This is a genomic window from Blastococcus sp. SYSU DS0533 (assembly GCF_054050775.1).
Genome location: NZ_JBJGZZ010000015.1, coordinates 59,240 through 74,431 on the forward strand (window position 1 = coordinate 59,240; position 15,192 = coordinate 74,431).

General features: G+C 74.1%; 14 protein-coding genes. 10 read left to right on the top strand and 4 right to left on the bottom strand.

What is annotated here, in order from left to right; all coding sequences use genetic code 11:
- The gene (locus ACI79W_RS16305; RefSeq protein ID WP_456563137.1) at positions 1 to 993 is read left to right on the top strand and encodes a glycine betaine ABC transporter substrate-binding protein; all 993 of its coding nucleotides are present in this window, start codon (positions 1 to 3) and stop codon (positions 991 to 993) included.
- A 90-nt stretch (positions 994 to 1,083) separates the two neighbouring features.
- Here the strand turns inward: ACI79W_RS16305 and ACI79W_RS16310 are convergent, their stop codons facing one another.
- Positions 1,084 to 1,689, bottom strand: coding sequence for a DUF1684 domain-containing protein (locus ACI79W_RS16310; RefSeq protein WP_456563138.1), 606 nt, complete (start codon positions 1,687 to 1,689; stop codon positions 1,084 to 1,086).
- An 83-nt stretch (positions 1,690 to 1,772) separates the two neighbouring features.
- Between ACI79W_RS16310 and ACI79W_RS16315 the strand changes: the two genes are divergently transcribed.
- Positions 1,773 to 3,152 carry a DUF6779 domain-containing protein gene (locus ACI79W_RS16315; RefSeq protein ID WP_456563139.1) on the top strand — a complete coding sequence of 460 codons (1,380 nt, stop codon included), beginning with the start codon at positions 1,773 to 1,775 and terminating at the stop codon, positions 3,150 to 3,152.
- A 3-nt stretch (positions 3,153 to 3,155) separates the two neighbouring features.
- Here the strand turns inward: ACI79W_RS16315 and ACI79W_RS16320 are convergent, their stop codons facing one another.
- Positions 3,156 to 3,908, bottom strand: a complete 753-nt coding sequence (locus tag ACI79W_RS16320; protein WP_456563140.1) for an SDR family oxidoreductase — start codon at positions 3,906 to 3,908, stop codon at positions 3,156 to 3,158.
- Between the two features lie 279 nt (positions 3,909 to 4,187).
- On the opposite strand from ACI79W_RS16320, the gene ACI79W_RS16325 reads away from it, so the two are divergent.
- The 7 genes from ACI79W_RS16325 to ACI79W_RS16355 all read left to right on the top strand — a co-directional run bounded on the left by ACI79W_RS16325 (position 4,188) and on the right by ACI79W_RS16355 (position 12,198).
- Complete coding sequence (locus tag ACI79W_RS16325; protein ID WP_456563141.1) at positions 4,188 to 5,153, top strand: Rossmann-like and DUF2520 domain-containing protein; 966 nt, start codon at positions 4,188 to 4,190, stop codon at positions 5,151 to 5,153.
- The gene (gene panC / locus ACI79W_RS16330) at positions 5,150 to 6,004 is read left to right on the top strand and encodes a pantoate--beta-alanine ligase (RefSeq protein WP_456563142.1); all 855 of its coding nucleotides are present in this window, start codon (positions 5,150 to 5,152) and stop codon (positions 6,002 to 6,004) included. The genes ACI79W_RS16325 and panC overlap by 4 nt, the downstream gene beginning before the upstream one ends.
- Positions 6,004 to 6,426, top strand: coding sequence for an aspartate 1-decarboxylase (gene panD / locus ACI79W_RS16335; protein WP_456563143.1), 423 nt, complete (start codon positions 6,004 to 6,006; stop codon positions 6,424 to 6,426). Before panC ends, panD begins: the two co-directional genes overlap by 1 nt.
- A gap of 4 nt (positions 6,427 to 6,430) precedes the next feature.
- The gene (locus ACI79W_RS16340) at positions 6,431 to 7,237 is read left to right on the top strand and encodes a type III pantothenate kinase (protein WP_456563144.1); all 807 of its coding nucleotides are present in this window, start codon (positions 6,431 to 6,433) and stop codon (positions 7,235 to 7,237) included.
- An 11-nt stretch (positions 7,238 to 7,248) separates the two neighbouring features.
- Positions 7,249 to 8,769, top strand: coding sequence for a lysine--tRNA ligase (gene lysS / locus ACI79W_RS16345; RefSeq protein WP_456563145.1), 1,521 nt, complete (start codon positions 7,249 to 7,251; stop codon positions 8,767 to 8,769).
- A 144-nt stretch (positions 8,770 to 8,913) separates the two neighbouring features.
- Entirely contained in the window at positions 8,914 to 9,264 is a 351-nt protein-coding gene (locus ACI79W_RS16350; RefSeq protein ID WP_091929349.1) for a histone-like nucleoid-structuring protein Lsr2, read from the top strand.
- Positions 9,265 to 9,660: 396 nt separating this feature from the next.
- The gene (locus ACI79W_RS16355) at positions 9,661 to 12,198 is read left to right on the top strand and encodes an ATP-dependent Clp protease ATP-binding subunit (protein WP_456563146.1); all 2,538 of its coding nucleotides are present in this window, start codon (positions 9,661 to 9,663) and stop codon (positions 12,196 to 12,198) included.
- Between the two features lie 213 nt (positions 12,199 to 12,411).
- Here the strand turns inward: ACI79W_RS16355 and ACI79W_RS16360 are convergent, their stop codons facing one another.
- Positions 12,412 to 13,302, bottom strand: coding sequence for an A/G-specific adenine glycosylase (locus tag ACI79W_RS16360; RefSeq protein ID WP_456563147.1), 891 nt, complete (start codon positions 13,300 to 13,302; stop codon positions 12,412 to 12,414).
- Positions 13,303 to 13,379: 77 nt separating this feature from the next.
- On the opposite strand from ACI79W_RS16360, the gene ACI79W_RS16365 reads away from it, so the two are divergent.
- Positions 13,380 to 14,048: a MucR family transcriptional regulator gene (locus ACI79W_RS16365; protein ID WP_456563148.1), complete on the top strand. Its 669-nt coding sequence runs from the start codon at positions 13,380 to 13,382 to the stop codon at positions 14,046 to 14,048.
- A 42-nt stretch (positions 14,049 to 14,090) separates the two neighbouring features.
- On the opposite strand, the gene disA is transcribed toward ACI79W_RS16365, so the two are convergent.
- Positions 14,091 to 15,176, bottom strand: a complete 1,086-nt coding sequence (disA, locus tag ACI79W_RS16370; protein WP_456563149.1) for a DNA integrity scanning diadenylate cyclase DisA — start codon at positions 15,174 to 15,176, stop codon at positions 14,091 to 14,093.
- Between the last annotated feature and the right edge of the window lie 16 nt (positions 15,177 to 15,192).

Consider the following 15,192-nt stretch of genomic DNA (forward strand, 5'->3'; position numbering starts at 1 on the left):
ATGCGCGCACGCATCAAGACCCTGGCTCCACTCGTCTTCGCGGTCGCGCTGACCGCGGCCTGCGGGGAGTCGGGCTCCTCCGGCACCGGCGGCGGGGACGCCGGCGGCGGCCAGGCCTCCGGCGACGCCTGCGCCCCGGTCGCCGGCGACCAGCTCGTCGTCCTCGAGGACGACCAGGACCTGCAGAACGCCGACAACATCATCCCGGCGGTCAACGCGCAGGCCGCCCAGGCGAACCCGGCGCTGCTCCCGGCGCTGGACCAGGTCTCCGCCGAGATGACGACCGAGGAGCTGATCCAGCTCAACGCCGCGGTGGAGGTGCAGCGGGAGAGCGCCGAGGACGTCGCGGCCGGCTGGGTCGAGGGGAACATCGACGCCGCCGCCCTCGAGCAGGGCAGCGGGGCGATCACCGTCGGCGGGGCGAACTTCCCCGAGTCGTCGATCCTCGCCAACATCTACGCCGACGTGCTGCAGCTCGCGGGCTTCGACGCGACCGTCCAGGAGGTCGGCAACCGCGAGCTCTACATGCAGGCCTTGATCAACGGTGAGATCCAGGTCTTCCCGGAGTACCTGGCCACCGCCACCGAGTTCCTCGAGGGCGACGAGGCCAACCAGGTGGCCAGCGGCGACGTCGAGGAGACCGTGGCGGCGCTCGAGCCGCTGGCGGCGGAGAACGGCCTGGTGTTCGGCGAGCCGTCGGAGGCCGCCGACCAGAACGCGTTCGCCGTCACCCAGGCCTTCGCGGACGGGCTCGGCGTCACCACCCTCTCCGAGCTGGCCGAGGCGTGCGGCGACGGGTCGCTGATCCTCGGCGGCCCGGCCGAGTGCCCCACCCGGCCGTTCTGCCAGCCCGGGCTGGAGGAGACCTACGGTCTGGAGTTCGCCGACTTCCGCGAGCTGGACGCCGGCGGCCCGCTGACCCGCGCCGCCATCGAGCAGGGCGAGGTCTCCATCGGCCTGGTCTTCAGCTCCGCCGGCTTCCTCGCCCAGTAGGAGGACCCCGTCCTCCCCACCCCTCGCGGGCGGTGGCCTCGCCCGGAGGCTCGCCCCCAGCCTGCGAGGGGTGAGAGGCACGAGGTCCTTTCAGTACCAGCCGCCGGGGGGCAGCTGCTCCCCGGCGGCGACGGGCGCCGCCACCCGGTTGCCCTCGGGCGCGAGGGGGCAGGACCAGCGCGGGTCGTAGGCGCAGGACGGGTGGTAGGCGAAGTTGAGGTCGACCACCAGCCGCCCGCCGTCGCCGCCGAGGTCGGCGCCCTTCACCGTGTCCAGCAGGTACCGCCCACCGCCGTAGGTCGCCCCGCCCGCGCTGCCGTCGCGCAGCGGCAGGAAGACCCCACCCCCGTAGACGGCGACCCACCAGACGTCGAGGCGGCCGACGCCGGGCAGGGCGACGGTCCCGATCCGGTCCAGCGGGACGACGCCGTCGGCTGCGGTGGGGATCTCCAGCCGCCGCCGCGCCGCCGGCTCCAGCGCGGGCTCGAACCGCAGCGCCGGGTCGTACGGCGCCACCGGTAGCCCGCGGAACGCCGCCCGCCCCGAGGCGTCCAGCGGCGACTGCGGGTGGTCGGCGAACAGCTCGTCGCGGCCCTCCCGCCACCGCAGCCAGCCCTGCTCGGCATCTGCGTGGGCCCGGACGTCGGCGTGCAGGGCCGCCACGCGGCGGCGCCAGTCGAGCAGCGAGAGGGTCACGCCGCCACTGTGGCACCTGGGACCACTGTGGGCACGGGTGCGCTTCCTCCCGGTGAGCGCCACACGTCGCTACGCTGGGTGCCATGCCCCGCCGCGAGGACGACGCCGCCCGCGGCCCCGCCCTCCCTGGCACCCGGACCCTGCTGCAGGCCGGTGGTTTCGTGCTCGCCGTCGGCGCCACCCTCGCCGTGTTCCTCACCGACGACGCCCAGCTGCTGCGGATCGCCGTCGTGGCCGTCGCCTGGGCCTTCGTGCTGGCGACCTTCGCCGCCGGTCGGCGCGGCACCGACCGGGCGCACGCCGTGGCCCGGGAGGCCGAGCTGCGCCGTGCCTACGAGCTGGAGCTGGAGCGCGAGGTGGCCGCGCGCCGCGAGTACGAGCTGGAGCTGGAGAACGAGCTCCGCCGCGAGGCCGAGGACGCGATGCGCGACGAGCTCGACGCGCTGCGGGGGGAGATCGCCTCGCTGAGCGGGCTGCGAGACGAGGTCGCCCGCGTCGCCGGTATGCGCGGGGACGTCGCCGCCCTCGGCGGGCTGCGCGACGAGGTGGCCCGCGTGGCCGCCCTCCGGGACGACGTCGCCGCGCTGACGGGCCTGCGGGCCGAGCTCGGCCAGCTGGGCGCGCTGCGGGAGGACATGGGCCGGCTGCGGGCGGAGCTCGCCGAGCAGCTGTCCAGCGAGATGCTGGTCGAGCGGATCGTGATGCGCACCCAGGCCAGCCGGCTGGACGGCTCCGCCCGCACCCTCGAGGGCGCGACGTGGAGCGACGACGCCCCGCCGCGGGAGCTCACGGGGGGATGGCCGGCGATCCGGCTGGACGAGCCGCGCCCGACCCAGCAGTTCGAGCAGGTCCGGACCAGCGCGTGGTCCGCGGTCGCCCCGCCGGCCACGACCGCCCCGTCACCGGTCCGCGCCGCCGCGCCGCCCCCGCCGCCCGTGCGTCCCCCGGCGCCGGGGCGCCCGCCGGCCCCCTCGGGTCTCGGTCGGCACGAGCGCGCCGCGGCGCACGAGGACGACCCCCACCTCGGCTCGCGCGCCCAGCGGCGCGGCCCCGACGTGCCCCCGCCGCCGGTCACCGTGCACTCCCCGGTGGTCACGCCGTCCGCCACGCTGCCGCCCACCCCTGAGGCCACCCCGCCGCAGACGCCCCTGGAGTGGCTGGCCGCCCGGTCGCTCGTCGAGCCGCCCGCCCCGCCCCGCGCCGAGGAGGCGCCGCGCCGCCGGCGCACCGACGAGGTGGCGGAGTCGCCGGTCGCCGCCGAGTTCGCCCCGACCACCGCGCAGCCGGCCGTGACGCCGACCTGGACGGCGCCGCAGGAGGCGGACCGCCCGGCCACGCCCGTCCGCCTCGAGCAGATCCTGGCCGAGAACGGGGTCAGCCCCGCCTCGGGCGGCCGTCGCCGGCGGCGGTACCGGGAGGACGGCGAGAGCGACGACGTCCTGGCCCGGGTCCTCGGCCGCTGAGCCCTAGCGCGGTCCCCGCGACAGGCCGCCGCCGTCGAGCACGAGCGTCTGGCCGGTGACCCAGCCCGCGCCGTCGCCGAGCAGGTAGGCCGCGGCCTCGCCGACGTCCTCCGGCGTGCCCAGGCGCGCCATCGGGTAGACCGCCGCGACCTCGGCCTCCCGGCCCTCGAACAGCGCGCCGGCGAATCGGGTCTTCACCACGGCCGGGGCGACCGCGTTCACCCGCACCTTCGGGGCGAGCTCCACCGCCAGCTGGGTCGTCAGGTTGATCAGGGCCGCCTTGCTCACCCCGTACGCGCCGATCTCCTGGGAGGAGCGCAGCCCGGCCACCGACGCGACGAACAGCACCGAGCCGCCGTGCTCGGACATCCACGCGCGCCACGCCTCCTGGACCAGGCCGAGCGAGGCCACGACATTCGTGTCGAGGATCTTGCGGCACGCGTCGAGGTCGAGATCCATGAGCGGCCCGTAGGCCGGGTTGATGCCGACGTTGCCCACCAGCACGTCCAGGCTGCCGAAGGTCTCGACCGCGGTGCGCACCGCGGTCGCCCGGTGCTCCGGGTCGCCGGCGTTGCCCGCCACCGCCACGGCGACCTCCGGCCCGCCCAGCGACTCCACCGCCTCGGCCAGCGCGTCGGGTTTCCGGGCGGTGAGCACCACCCGGGCGCCGCGCTCCACCAGGCTCCGGGCGATGCCCAGGCCGATGCCGCGGCTTCCTCCGGTGACCAGTGCGGTCTTTCCCTCGAACGTGTGCACGCTGCCTCCCTCGCCGATGTGCCGGCCGTCACGGTAGGGCGGCGCGCGCACCGCGCTGCGGGCGGGTGCACCGGAGGTGCGTGAGCCAGGACACAGCAGCGAGGCGTTGCGGCGGCCGCGCGGGCGTCACACACTCGCCATCGGCACGACGCCCGCGTGACACGGAACGGTTGCAGCGGACGCCGGGCCGGAGCTCCGCCCCGCACGACCACCGCGATCCTCCCGGGGATCGTCCCCGACGTCCGGTACCCGCCTGGGACTGGAACGAGAGGTGCACCGATGCCTGCTGCCCGCAGGACCGTCCGCTCGCTGCTGGGCCCCGCCCGCACGCACGCCCGCGCGTCCGACGCGCCCGCCCGCCTCCGCGTGGGCGTCATCGGCGCCGGCCGCGTCGGCGCCGTCCTGGGTGCCGCGCTCGCCGCCGCAGGCCACGACGTCGTCGCCGCCTCCGGCCTGTCCGCCGCCTCCGCCGAGCGCGCCGCGCGCCTGCTGCCCGGCGTCCCCCTGCTGCCGGCCGACGCGGTGGTGGCCGCCGCCGACCTCGTGGTCCTCGCCGTGCCCGACGACACCCTGGCCGGGCTCGTGTCCGGGCTGGCCGAGACCGGTGCCTGGCGTGCGGGGCAACTGGTGTTCCACACCTCCGGGGCGCACGGGCTGGCCGTGCTGGCCCCCGCCGAGCAGGCCGGGGTGCTCGCCCTCGCGCTGCACCCGGCGATGACCTTCACCGGCGCCGCCGAGGACAGCGACCGGCTCGACGGCGCGCCCTTCGGCGTCACCAGCCGGCCCGAGCACCGCCCGGTCGCGGAGACGCTGGTGCTGGAGATGGGCGGTGAGCCGTTCTTCGTCGCCGAGGCCGACCGCGGGCTGTACCACGCGGCGCTGGTCACCGGCGCGAACCACCTGGTCACGCTCGTGGCCGAGGCGGCCGAGCTGCTGCGCACCGCCGGGGTGGCCGAGCCCGCGCGCGTGCTGGGCCCGCTGCTCAGCGCTGCCCTGGACAACGGCCTGCGCCGGGGCGACCGCGGGCTCACCGGGCCGGTCAGCCGCGGCGACGCCGGCACCGTCGCCCACCACCTGCGGACCCTGGGCGAGCGCGCCCCCGGGTCGGTCGCCGCCTACGTCGCCATGGCGCAGCGGACCGCCGGGCGGGCCGTGGCCGCCGGCCGGCTGCGCAGCCACGAGGCGGCGCCGGTGCTCGACGTCCTGGCCGCCGCGCGGCACGACGACACCGCGGGCTCGCGATGACCACCGGCAACCGTCCCGCCGTCGCCGGCTCCGCCGCCGAGCTGCGCCGGCTGGTGGCGGCGCTGCCCGGCCCCGTCGCCCTGGTGCCCACCATGGGGGCGCTGCACGAGGGGCACCGCACGCTGGTCCGGGCCGCGCGCGAACGGGCCGGCGGCGTCGTCGTCTCGGTGTTCGTGAACCCGACGCAGTTCGGTCCCGGCGAGGACTTCGACCGCTACCCCCGCACCTGGGACGCCGACCTCGCCGCGCTGGCCGAGGAGGGCGCGGACGTCGTCTTCCACCCGCCGGTCGAGGAGGTGTACCCGCCCGGTGCCGCCGGGGTGACCGTCGACCCGGGTCCGCTCGGCTCGGTGCTCGAGGGCGCGGTGCGGCCCGGCCACTTCGCCGGTGTGCTGACCGTCGTCGCCAAGCTGTTCGGGCTGGTGCGCCCCGACCTGGCCCTGTTCGGTGAGAAGGACTACCAGCAGCTCACCCTCATCCGCGCCATGTCGCGGGAGCTGGCGCTGGGCGTCGAGGTGGTCGGCGTCCCGACGGTCCGCGAGGACGACGGGCTGGCGCTGTCCAGCCGCAACCGCTACCTCTCCCCGGAACAGCGGGCCCGCGCCGCGACGTTGAGCCACGCCCTGCACGCAGGTGCCGCCGCCGGCCCGCAGGGACCCGGCGCCGTCCTGGCCGCCGCCCGCGCCGTCCTGGCCGAGGCCCCCGACCTGGTCCAGGACTACCTGGAACTGACCGATACCGATCTGGGACCGGCGCCGGCCGCCGGCCCCGCCCGGCTGCTCGTCGCCGTCCGCGCGGGCAGCACCCGACTCCTCGACAACACGGCAGTCCGACTGGGAGGCCCCCGATGATGCGCACGATGCTCAAGTCCAAGATCCACCGTGCGACGGTCACCCAGGCCGACCTGCACTACGTGGGCTCGGTGACCGTCGACGAGGACCTCCTCGACGCCGCCGACCTGCTGCCCGGTGAGCAGGTCGCGATCGTCGACATCACCAACGGCGCCCGCCTGGAGACCTACGTCATCCCCGGCGAGCGTGGCACCGGCGTGATCGGCATCAACGGCGCCGCCGCGCACCTGGTGCACCCGGGCGACATGGTCATCCTCATCAGCTACGGCGTGATGGACGAGACCGAGGCCAAGAGCTACATCCCCAAGGTCGTGCACGTCGACGGTGCCAACCGCGTCGTCGAGCTCGGCGGCGACCCGTCGGCGCCCGTGCCCGGGGCCACCGACCAGCAGCGCAGCGACCTCGGCGTCCCGATCCGGTGACCCGGTGCTGCTGACCGTCGACGTCGGCAACAGCCAGACCGTCCTCGCCACCTTCGACGGCGAGCGGAGGGTCGGGTCCTGGCGGGTGACGACGGCGCCCCGCGCCACCGCCGACGAGCTGCGGATGCTGTGGCGCGGCCTGCTCCGCGGCACCGAGGTCACCGGCGTCGCCGCCTGCTCGACGGTGCCCGCGCTGCTGCCGGCGCTGCGCCAGCTGCTGGACTCCCTCGAGGTGCCGGTGGTGCTGATCGGGCCCGGCGTGCGCACCGGCGTCCCGCTGCACGTGGACAACCCCCGCGAGGTCGGCGCCGACCGCGTGGTCACCGCCCTGGCGGCCGGCGAGCTGTTCGGCCGGGCACCCGACGGCGGCCGCCGTCCGGTGGTCGTCGTGGACTTCGGCACCTCCACCAACGTCGACGCCGTCGGCCCGGACGGGCAGTTCCTCGGCGGCGCCCTGGCCCCCGGGGTCGAGGTCAGCCGTGACGCACTGGCCAGCCGCGCGGCCCAGCTGCGGTCGGTCGAGCTGAGCTGCCCGCCGCACGCGATCGGCAAGAACACGGTTGCCGCGCTGCAGTCGGGGCTGGTTCTCGGGTTCGCCGGTCTCGTCGACGGGCTGGTCGGCCGCATCTCGGCCGAGCTGGTGGCGCAGTTCGGCACCGCGCCGGTCGTCGTCGCCACCGGCGGGCTGGCGCCGCTGCTCGTGGACAGCTGCCGCACGATCGGCGAGCGCGAGCCCGACCTCACCGTGCACGGGCTGCGCCTGGCGTTCCAGCGGCAGCAGGTCGCCGAGCGGCGCCCGGCCGCCCCGTAGGCTGGGCTCCCGTGACGGACGTGGGACCGAACGGGACGGGCGGCGACGACGGCGGCGAGGAGCTGCCGGAGCAGATGCGGGTCCGGCGCGCCAAGCTCGACCGCCTGCGCGACTCGGGGGTCGACCCCTACCCGGTCCGCGTCCCGCGCACGACCACGCTCGCCGCGGTCCGGACCGGCCACCCCGACCTGGAGCCGGACACGATGACCGGCGAGCGCGTCGGCGTCACCGGCCGGGTGATCTTCTTCCGCAACACCGGCAAGCTCTGCTTCGCCACCCTGCGCGAGGGGGACGCCGAGCTGCAGGTGATGCTGTCGCGCGACCGCGTGGGGGAGGAGGCGCTGGCCGCCTGGAAGTCCGACGTCGACCTCGGTGACCACGTCTTCGTCGAGGGCGAGGTCGGGACGTCGCGCCGCGGGGAGCTCTCCGTGTTCGCCGACTCCTGGCAGTTGACGGCCAAGGCGCTGCGCCCGCTTCCGGTGGCGCACAAGCCGATGAGCGAGGAGCTGCGCGTGCGCCGCCGCTACGTCGACCTCATCGTGCGCGACGAGGCCCGCCGCACCGTCCGGCAGCGGGCCACCGTCATGTCCACCCTGCGCGCGGGGCTGGCCCGGCGGGAGTTCATCGAGGTCGAGACGCCGATGCTGCAGACGGTGCACGGGGGTGCTGCGGCCCGGCCCTTCCGCACCCACATGAACGCCTTCGACCTCGACCTCTACCTGCGCATCGCGCCGGAGCTCTTCCTCAAGCGGTGCATCGTCGGCGGGCTGGACCGGGTCTTCGAGATCAACCGCAACTTCCGCAACGAGGGAGCCGACAGCTCGCACTCGCCGGAGTTCGCGATGCTGGAGTTCTACGCGGCCTACCTCGACTACCAGGACATCGCCGTCATCACCCGCGAACTGGTCCAGGAGAGCTGCGCGGCGCTGTTCGGCGACCACGTCGCCCGCCACCACGACGGCACCGAGCTCGACCTGTCGGGGGAGTGGCGGCAGGTGCGCCTGTTCGACCTGGTGAGCGAGGCGGTCGGGGAGCCGGTGTCCCCGGAGACCCCGATCGAGCAGCTGCGGGCGCTGGCCGAGCGGCACGAGGTGGGCATCGACCCGGCCTGGATCCACGGCAAGGTGGTCGAGGAGATCTTCGAGGCGCTGGTGCAGCCCTCGCTGCAGGAGCCCACGTTCGTCATGGACTACCCGGTGGACACCTCGCCGCTGACCCGGGCGCACCGCACGGATCCCGGCGTCGCCGAGAAGTGGGACCTCTACATCGGCGGCGTCGAGCGGGGCACCGGCTACTCCGAGCTGGTCGACCCCGTCGTGCAGCGGGAACGGTTCACCCAGCAGGCGCTGCTGGCCGCGGCGGGTGATCCCGAGGCGATGGTGCTCGACGAGGACTTCCTCGAGGCCCTCGAGTACGGCATGCCGCCGACCGGCGGAGTGGGAATGGGTATGGACCGGCTGATGATGACTCTCACCGGTCTCGGAATTCGGGAGACCATCCTGTTTCCGCTGGTCCGGCCAATCAGTTCCTGATCCCCCCGTATCCAGATCAGCCCTCTCGGGGAAATGATCGCGCAGCCATTTCCTGTTGGCGGCCATTCGTGCTGTAATGAGCGCCGCACCCGTCGGGTGCTATTTCCGTCCAGCCCCCGGGCTGCAGCGAATAGCGAGGAACGAATGGCGCGCAAGGTCCAGGTCATCCTGAGCGACGACCTCGACGAAAATCTCCCGGCCGACGAGACCGTCAGCTTCGCCCTGGACGGCACGTCGTACGAGATCGACCTGGCCGAGAAGAACGCCCAGGAGATGCGCGACGCGTTCGCCCGGTACATCTCGGCGGCGCGCAAGGTGGGTCGTGGCACCCGTTCCTCCGGGGGCGGTCGTTCCCGCGCCACCGGTGGTGGCGGTCGCATGGACCGCGAGCAGGCCGGCGCCATCCGCGACTGGGCCCGCAAGAACGGGCACGCGGTCAGCGACCGCGGCCGCATCCCGGCCAGCGTCGTCGAGGCCTACGAGGCCGCGCACTGACGGCCTCGTCCGGGGGCTCGGCCCGAGCCCGCGAGGGCTGAGAGGGACGAGGTCCTTCTGCTCGCCCCCGGCACTCGCCCCGCTCGCACCGGGACCCTGCGAGGGGGCCGTTCCATCCACTCACCGAGCCCGGTTCCCCTCGGGGGGCCGGGCTCGGTGGCGTCTCAGGGGACGGCGCGCCGCCGTCCGCTGACGGCGTAACGGCGGAGGAACACCGCACCACGGGGGCCCGTTGCACCGGGCAGCCATCCACCGCGCCGTCGGACGACGACGGGGCGGCGTGGTCCGCGACTACAGTGGAAAGACCGGTGCCCCCGCGCGCCGACGGACGTCGGGTGCTCCTTCCCAGAACGGGGAGGGCAGTGCCGGACCAGCCGGTCAGAGGAGAAGCAGCAGATGTTCGAACGGTTCACCGACCGAGCCCGACGGGTGGTCGTCCTGGCGCAGGAAGAAGCCAGGATGCTCAACCACAACTACATCGGCACCGAGCACATCCTCCTGGGCCTGATCCACGAGGGTGAGGGTGTCGCCGCCAAGGCCCTGGAGTCCCTCGGCATCTCGCTCGAGGGCGTCCGCCAGCAGGTGGAGGAGATCATCGGGCAGGGCCAGCAGGCGCCGTCCGGTCACATCCCCTTCACGCCGCGGGCGAAGAAGGTGCTGGAGCTGTCGCTGCGCGAGGCGCTGCAGCTCGGCCACAACTACATCGGCACCGAGCACATCCTGCTCGGCCTGATCCGCGAGGGCGAGGGCGTCGCCGCCCAGGTCCTCGTGAAGCTCGGCGCCGACCTCAACCGCGTCCGCCAGCAGGTCATCCAGCTGCTGAGCGGTTACCAGGGCAAGGAGCCGGCCGCGGCCGGCGGCCCGGCCGAGGGCACCCCCTCGACCTCCCTGGTCCTCGACCAGTTCGGCCGCAACCTCACCCAGGCCGCGCGCGACTCCAAGCTCGACCCGGTCATCGGGCGGGCCAAGGAGATCGAGCGGGTCATGCAGGTGCTGTCGCGGCGCACCAAGAACAACCCGGTCCTCATCGGCGAGCCCGGCGTCGGCAAGACCGCCGTCGTCGAGGGGCTGGCGCAGGCGATCGTCAAGGGCGAGGTGCCCGAGACGCTGAAGGACAAGCAGCTCTACACGCTGGACCTCGGCGCGCTCGTCGCCGGCTCCCGCTACCGCGGTGACTTCGAGGAGCGCCTCAAGAAGGTCCTCAAGGAGATCCGCACCCGCGGCGACATCATCCTGTTCATCGACGAGATCCACACCCTCGTCGGGGCCGGTGCCGCGGAGGGCGCGATCGACGCCGCCAGCATCCTGAAGCCGATGCTGGCCCGCGGTGAGCTGCAGACCATCGGTGCCACCACGCTCGACGAGTACCGCAAGCACCTGGAGAAGGACGCCGCGCTCGAGCGCCGCTTCCAGCCGATCCAGGTGGGCGAGCCGACGCTGGCCCACACGATCGAGATCCTCAAGGGCCTGCGCGACCGCTACGAGGCGCACCACCGGATCAGCATCACCGACGGCGCCCTCGTCGCCGCCGCGACGCTGGCCGACCGGTACATCTCCGACCGCTTCCTGCCGGACAAGGCGATCGACCTGATCGACGAGGCCGGTGCCCGGATGCGGATCAAGCGGATGACCGCACCGCCGGACCTGCGCGAGTTCGACGACAAGATCGCGGCCGTCCGCCGCGAGAAGGAGTCGGCGATCGACGCGCAGGACTTCGAGAAGGCCGCGTCGCTGCGCGACACCGAGAAGCAGCTGCTGGGCGAGAAGGCCGAGCGCGAGAAGCAGTGGAAGGCCGGCGACATGGACGTCGTCGCCGAGGTCGACGACGAGCAGATCGCCGAGGTGCTGGCCAACTGGACCGGCATCCCCGTCTTCAAGCTCACCGAGGAGGAGACCTCCCGTCTCCTGCGCATGGAGGACGAGCTCCACAAGCGGATCATCGGCCAGGAAGAGGCCATCAAGAGCGTCAGCCAGGCGATCCGGCGCACGCGGGCGGGCCTCAAGGACCCGCGCCGTCCCGGTGGCTCGTTCATCTTCGCCGGCCCCTCGGGTGTCGGTAAGACGGAGCTGGCGAAGGCGCTGGCGCAGTTCCTGTTCGGTGAGGACGACGCGCTCATCCAGATCGACATGGGTGAGTTCCACGACCGCTTCACGGTGTCCCGCCTCGTCGGTGCCCCTCCCGGTTACGTCGGTTACGACGAGGGCGGCCAGCTGACCGAGAAGGTGCGGCGCAAGCCGTTCTCGGTGGTCCTCTTCGACGAGATCGAGAAGGCGCACGCGGACGTGTTCAACACGCTGCTGCAGGTTCTCGAGGACGGCCGCCTCACCGATGGTCAGGGCCGGATCGTGGACTTCAAGAACACGATCCTGATCCTCACCACGAACCTCGGTACGCGCGACATCTCGAAGGCCGTGGGTCTCGGATTCCAGGCCGGTAACGACGACCAGTCGAACTACGACCGGATGAAGCTGAAGGTCAACGAGGAGCTCAAGCAGCACTTCCGGCCGGAGTTCCTCAACCGCATCGACGACATCGTCGTGTTCCACCAGCTGACCGAGAAGGAGATCATCCAGATCGTCGACCTGATGGTCAGCCGCGTGGAGGGCCAGCTGGCGAACAAGGACATGGCGCTGGAGATCACGCCCGCGGCCAAGAAGCTGCTGGCCGCCCGCGGCTTCGACCCCGTCCTGGGTGCCCGACCGCTGCGTCGCACCATCCAGCGCGAGATCGAGGACGCGCTCAGCGAGAAGATCCTCTACGGCGAGCTGTCCAGCGGGCAGATCATCGTGGTGGACGTCGACGACGCGGAGGGCCCCGCGCAGAAGTTCACCTTCCGCGGCGAGGCCAAGCCGATCGACCTGCCCGACACCCCGCCGGTCGCCCTCTCGGGCGCCGAGGGTGACGAGGACGGTCCGGCGGCGGCCGCCGAGTAGCACCCGGCACGACCGGCAGGGCCGCTCCCACCGCGAGGTGGGGGCGGCCCTGTCGCGTGTCCTGGCCCCGTCCCGCTTCCGGCCGCGCTCCGCCGGTGGTGCAGTGCGGTGCGGTGCTGTGCGACCACGATCAGGGCCCTGATCATCGAGCGTCCTCCCTCGGCGCACACCGTGAGGGAGGACGCTCCACGGTCGGGTCACCTGATCATCGCCTCAGCCGGGGAGCGTGAACAGGCCGTCCTCGGTCTGCTCGACCAGGCCGTCGGCCAGCAGCGAGTCCAGGCATCGGGACCGCTGGACGGCGTCGTCCCACGCGGGCTGGAGCGCTGCGGCATCGACGGGTCCGTGCACCGCCCGCAGGACGTCGAGCAGCCGGCCGCGCACCTGCCGGTCGGTGCCGGCGAACTTCTGCACCCGCCGGGGCGGCCCGTCGTGCGGCGGTGCCCCGGCCAGCCGCCACGCGCAACGTTCGCGCACCGGGCACGCGCCGCACCGAGGCGTGCCGGCGACGCACACCAGCGCGCCCAGCTCCATCACAGCCACGGAGAACCGCACGGCACGCTCGTCGTCCTCCGGCGCCAGCGCGGCGACGTCGGCGAGGTCGGCGGCTCGGGCGTTGCCCGCCTCGGCGCGGCCGTGCACCAGCCGCGCCACCACCCGGCGCACGTTGGTGTCGACGACGGGCTGGCGCCGGCCGTACCCGAAGCAGGCGACGGCGCGGGCGGTGTAGGTGCCGACCCCGGGCAGCGCCTCCAGCTCGGCGACGTCGGAGGGGACCACGCCCCCGTGCCGCTCGGTGATCGCGATGGCGGCCTCTCGCAAGCGCAGCGCCCGGCGGGGGTAGCCGAGCTTCCCCCACGCCCGGATCACCGCCGCGGGCGGCTGGGCAGCCAGGTCCGCAGGGGTGGGCCACCGGGCCACCCAGGACCGCCAGACGGGCTCCACGCGCGCCACAGGGGTCTGCTGGAGCATCACCTCGCTGACGAGGACGGCCCACGGGTCGACCTCCGGCGTCCGCCAGGGCAGGTCGCGGGCGGCGGTGGCGTACCAGTCGACGATCAGCTCGCCGACCGGGGCGGCGGTGGGGGAGGACGGCCCGGTCACGGGCGTCCAGTCTGCCGTGCGTGCGACGCGGCGTGCCGAGCGGACCAGCCCCGACCGGGCGCACTAGCGTTCCCGGCGTGTTGCACCCGGTCGGCCCGCTCCCCGCGGGCGTGTACTGGCGGCGCCGGCTGACCGTGCTGGTGCTCCTGCTGGCCTTCCTGGGCGGGCTGGTCTGGCTCGTGCTGGCCCTGGTGCCCGGTAGCGGGGAGAGCGGGTCCGCCGGCTCGTCCACCACCGCGGCCGCGCAGACCGGACCGCCGGCGCTGGAGCAGGTCGTGCCCGCGATCTCCGGGGTCCGGACGCCCGCCACCACGGCTCCACCGAGCGAGCCGCCGGTCCCGGCAGGGCCGACCCCGGGCGGGCCGTGCACCGACGAGATGCTGGGGCTGGAGGTGCGCACTCCCGGCGCGGCCGCCGTGGGCGCCAAGCCGACGTTCGAGCTCGTGGTGGTCAACACCTCGCCGGTCCCCTGCGTGCGGACGCTGGACAAGCAATTGCAGGAGCTCGTGATGGTCGACGCCGCGGGGGCCCGGGTTTGGGGCAGCAACGACTGCTTTCCCGAGAGCAGCAGCGACCAGCGCACGCTGGTCCCCGGGGAGCCGGTGGTCTTCCCGGTCCAGTGGGGCGGGCTCACCAGCGAGCCGACGTGCACCGCGCCGCGGGTGACGCCCGCGCCGGGGAGCTACGTGCTCCGCGGTCGCCTGGACACCAAGGTGTCCGGCGACGCCCCGATCAGCCTCCAGTAGGGCCCCCTTCCGGGCCCGCCCCGAGCGTGCGAGGGGAGGCTCTCAGCTGTAGCGGTCGAGGATGGAGGTCTCGGCCAGCCGGGACAGCCCCTCGCGGATGCCGCGCGCCCGGGCCTCCCCGACGCCCTCCACGGCGAGCAGGTCCTCGATGGTGGCGGCCAGCAGCTTCTGCAGACCCCCGAAGTGCTCGACGAGCCGGTCGATGATGCCCGCGGGCAGCCGGGGCACCCGGGCGAGCAGGCGGTATCCCCGCGGGCTCACCGGGGAGTCGAGGGCGTCGGGCGACGTGGGCAGCCCGTAGCAGCGGGCGACGGCGGAGAGGTCGAGCAGCTCCGTGGCGGTGAGCGCCCGCAGATCGGTGAGCACCTGGTCGATCGTGCGGGTCCGCCGGCCACCGGCGGGGAGGTAGTCGCGGACGAGCAGCCCGCGGTCCTCCTCGACGCCGGCGAGCATCTCGTCGAGCTGCAGGGCCAGCAGCCGGCCGTCGGTGCCGAGCTCGACGACGAAGCCCTCGATCTCGTCGGCGATCCGCCGCACCATCTCCAGCCGCTGGCTGACGCTCATCGCGTCGCGCACGGTCACGAGGTCCTCGATCTCGAGCGCGGAGAGCGTGCTCGCGACCTCGTCCAGCCGCAGCTTGTAGCGCTCCAGCGCGGCGAGCGCCTGGTTGGCCCGGGCGAGGATCGTCGTCGGGTGCTCGAGGGTGTACCGCCGGCCGGCCACGTACACGCTGATGATGTGCATCGACTGGCTCACCGAGATCACCGGGAAGCCGGTCTGCACGGCGACCCGCTCCGCGGTGCGGTGCCGCGTGCCCGACTCCTCGGTCGGGACGGTCGGGTCGGGCATGAGGTGGACGCCGGCCCGGACGATGCGGCTGCCGTCGTAGGAGACGATGACCGCGCCGTCCATCTTCGCCAGCTCGCGCAGCCGGGTGGCCGAGAGCGCGACGTCCAGCGCGAACCCGCCGGTGCAGATCGACTCGACCACCCGGTCGTACCCCAGCACGATCAGCGCTCCGGTGCGGCCGGCCAGGATCCGCTCGAGGCCGTCGCGCAGCGCCGTGCCGGGAGCGATGCGGCCGAGGAGTTCGCGCAAGGCGATGTCGGGGTCCACGGCGGCGGGCACGAGGTCTCCTGACGGT

Coding starts and splice junctions, on each gene's coding strand:
- ACI79W_RS16305 (WP_456563137.1), top strand. CDS start 1: ATGCGCGCACGCATCAAGACCCTGGCTCCACTCGTCTTCGCGGTCGCG.
- ACI79W_RS16315 (WP_456563139.1), top strand. CDS start 1,773: ATGCCCCGCCGCGAGGACGACGCCGCCCGCGGCCCCGCCCTCCCTGGC.
- ACI79W_RS16325 (WP_456563141.1), top strand. CDS start 4,188: ATGCCTGCTGCCCGCAGGACCGTCCGCTCGCTGCTGGGCCCCGCCCGC.
- panC (WP_456563142.1), top strand. CDS start 5,150: ATGACCACCGGCAACCGTCCCGCCGTCGCCGGCTCCGCCGCCGAGCTG.
- panD (WP_456563143.1), top strand. CDS start 6,004: ATGCGCACGATGCTCAAGTCCAAGATCCACCGTGCGACGGTCACCCAG.
- ACI79W_RS16350 (WP_091929349.1), top strand. CDS start 8,914: ATGGCGCGCAAGGTCCAGGTCATCCTGAGCGACGACCTCGACGAAAAT.
- ACI79W_RS16355 (WP_456563146.1), top strand. CDS start 9,661: ATGTTCGAACGGTTCACCGACCGAGCCCGACGGGTGGTCGTCCTGGCG.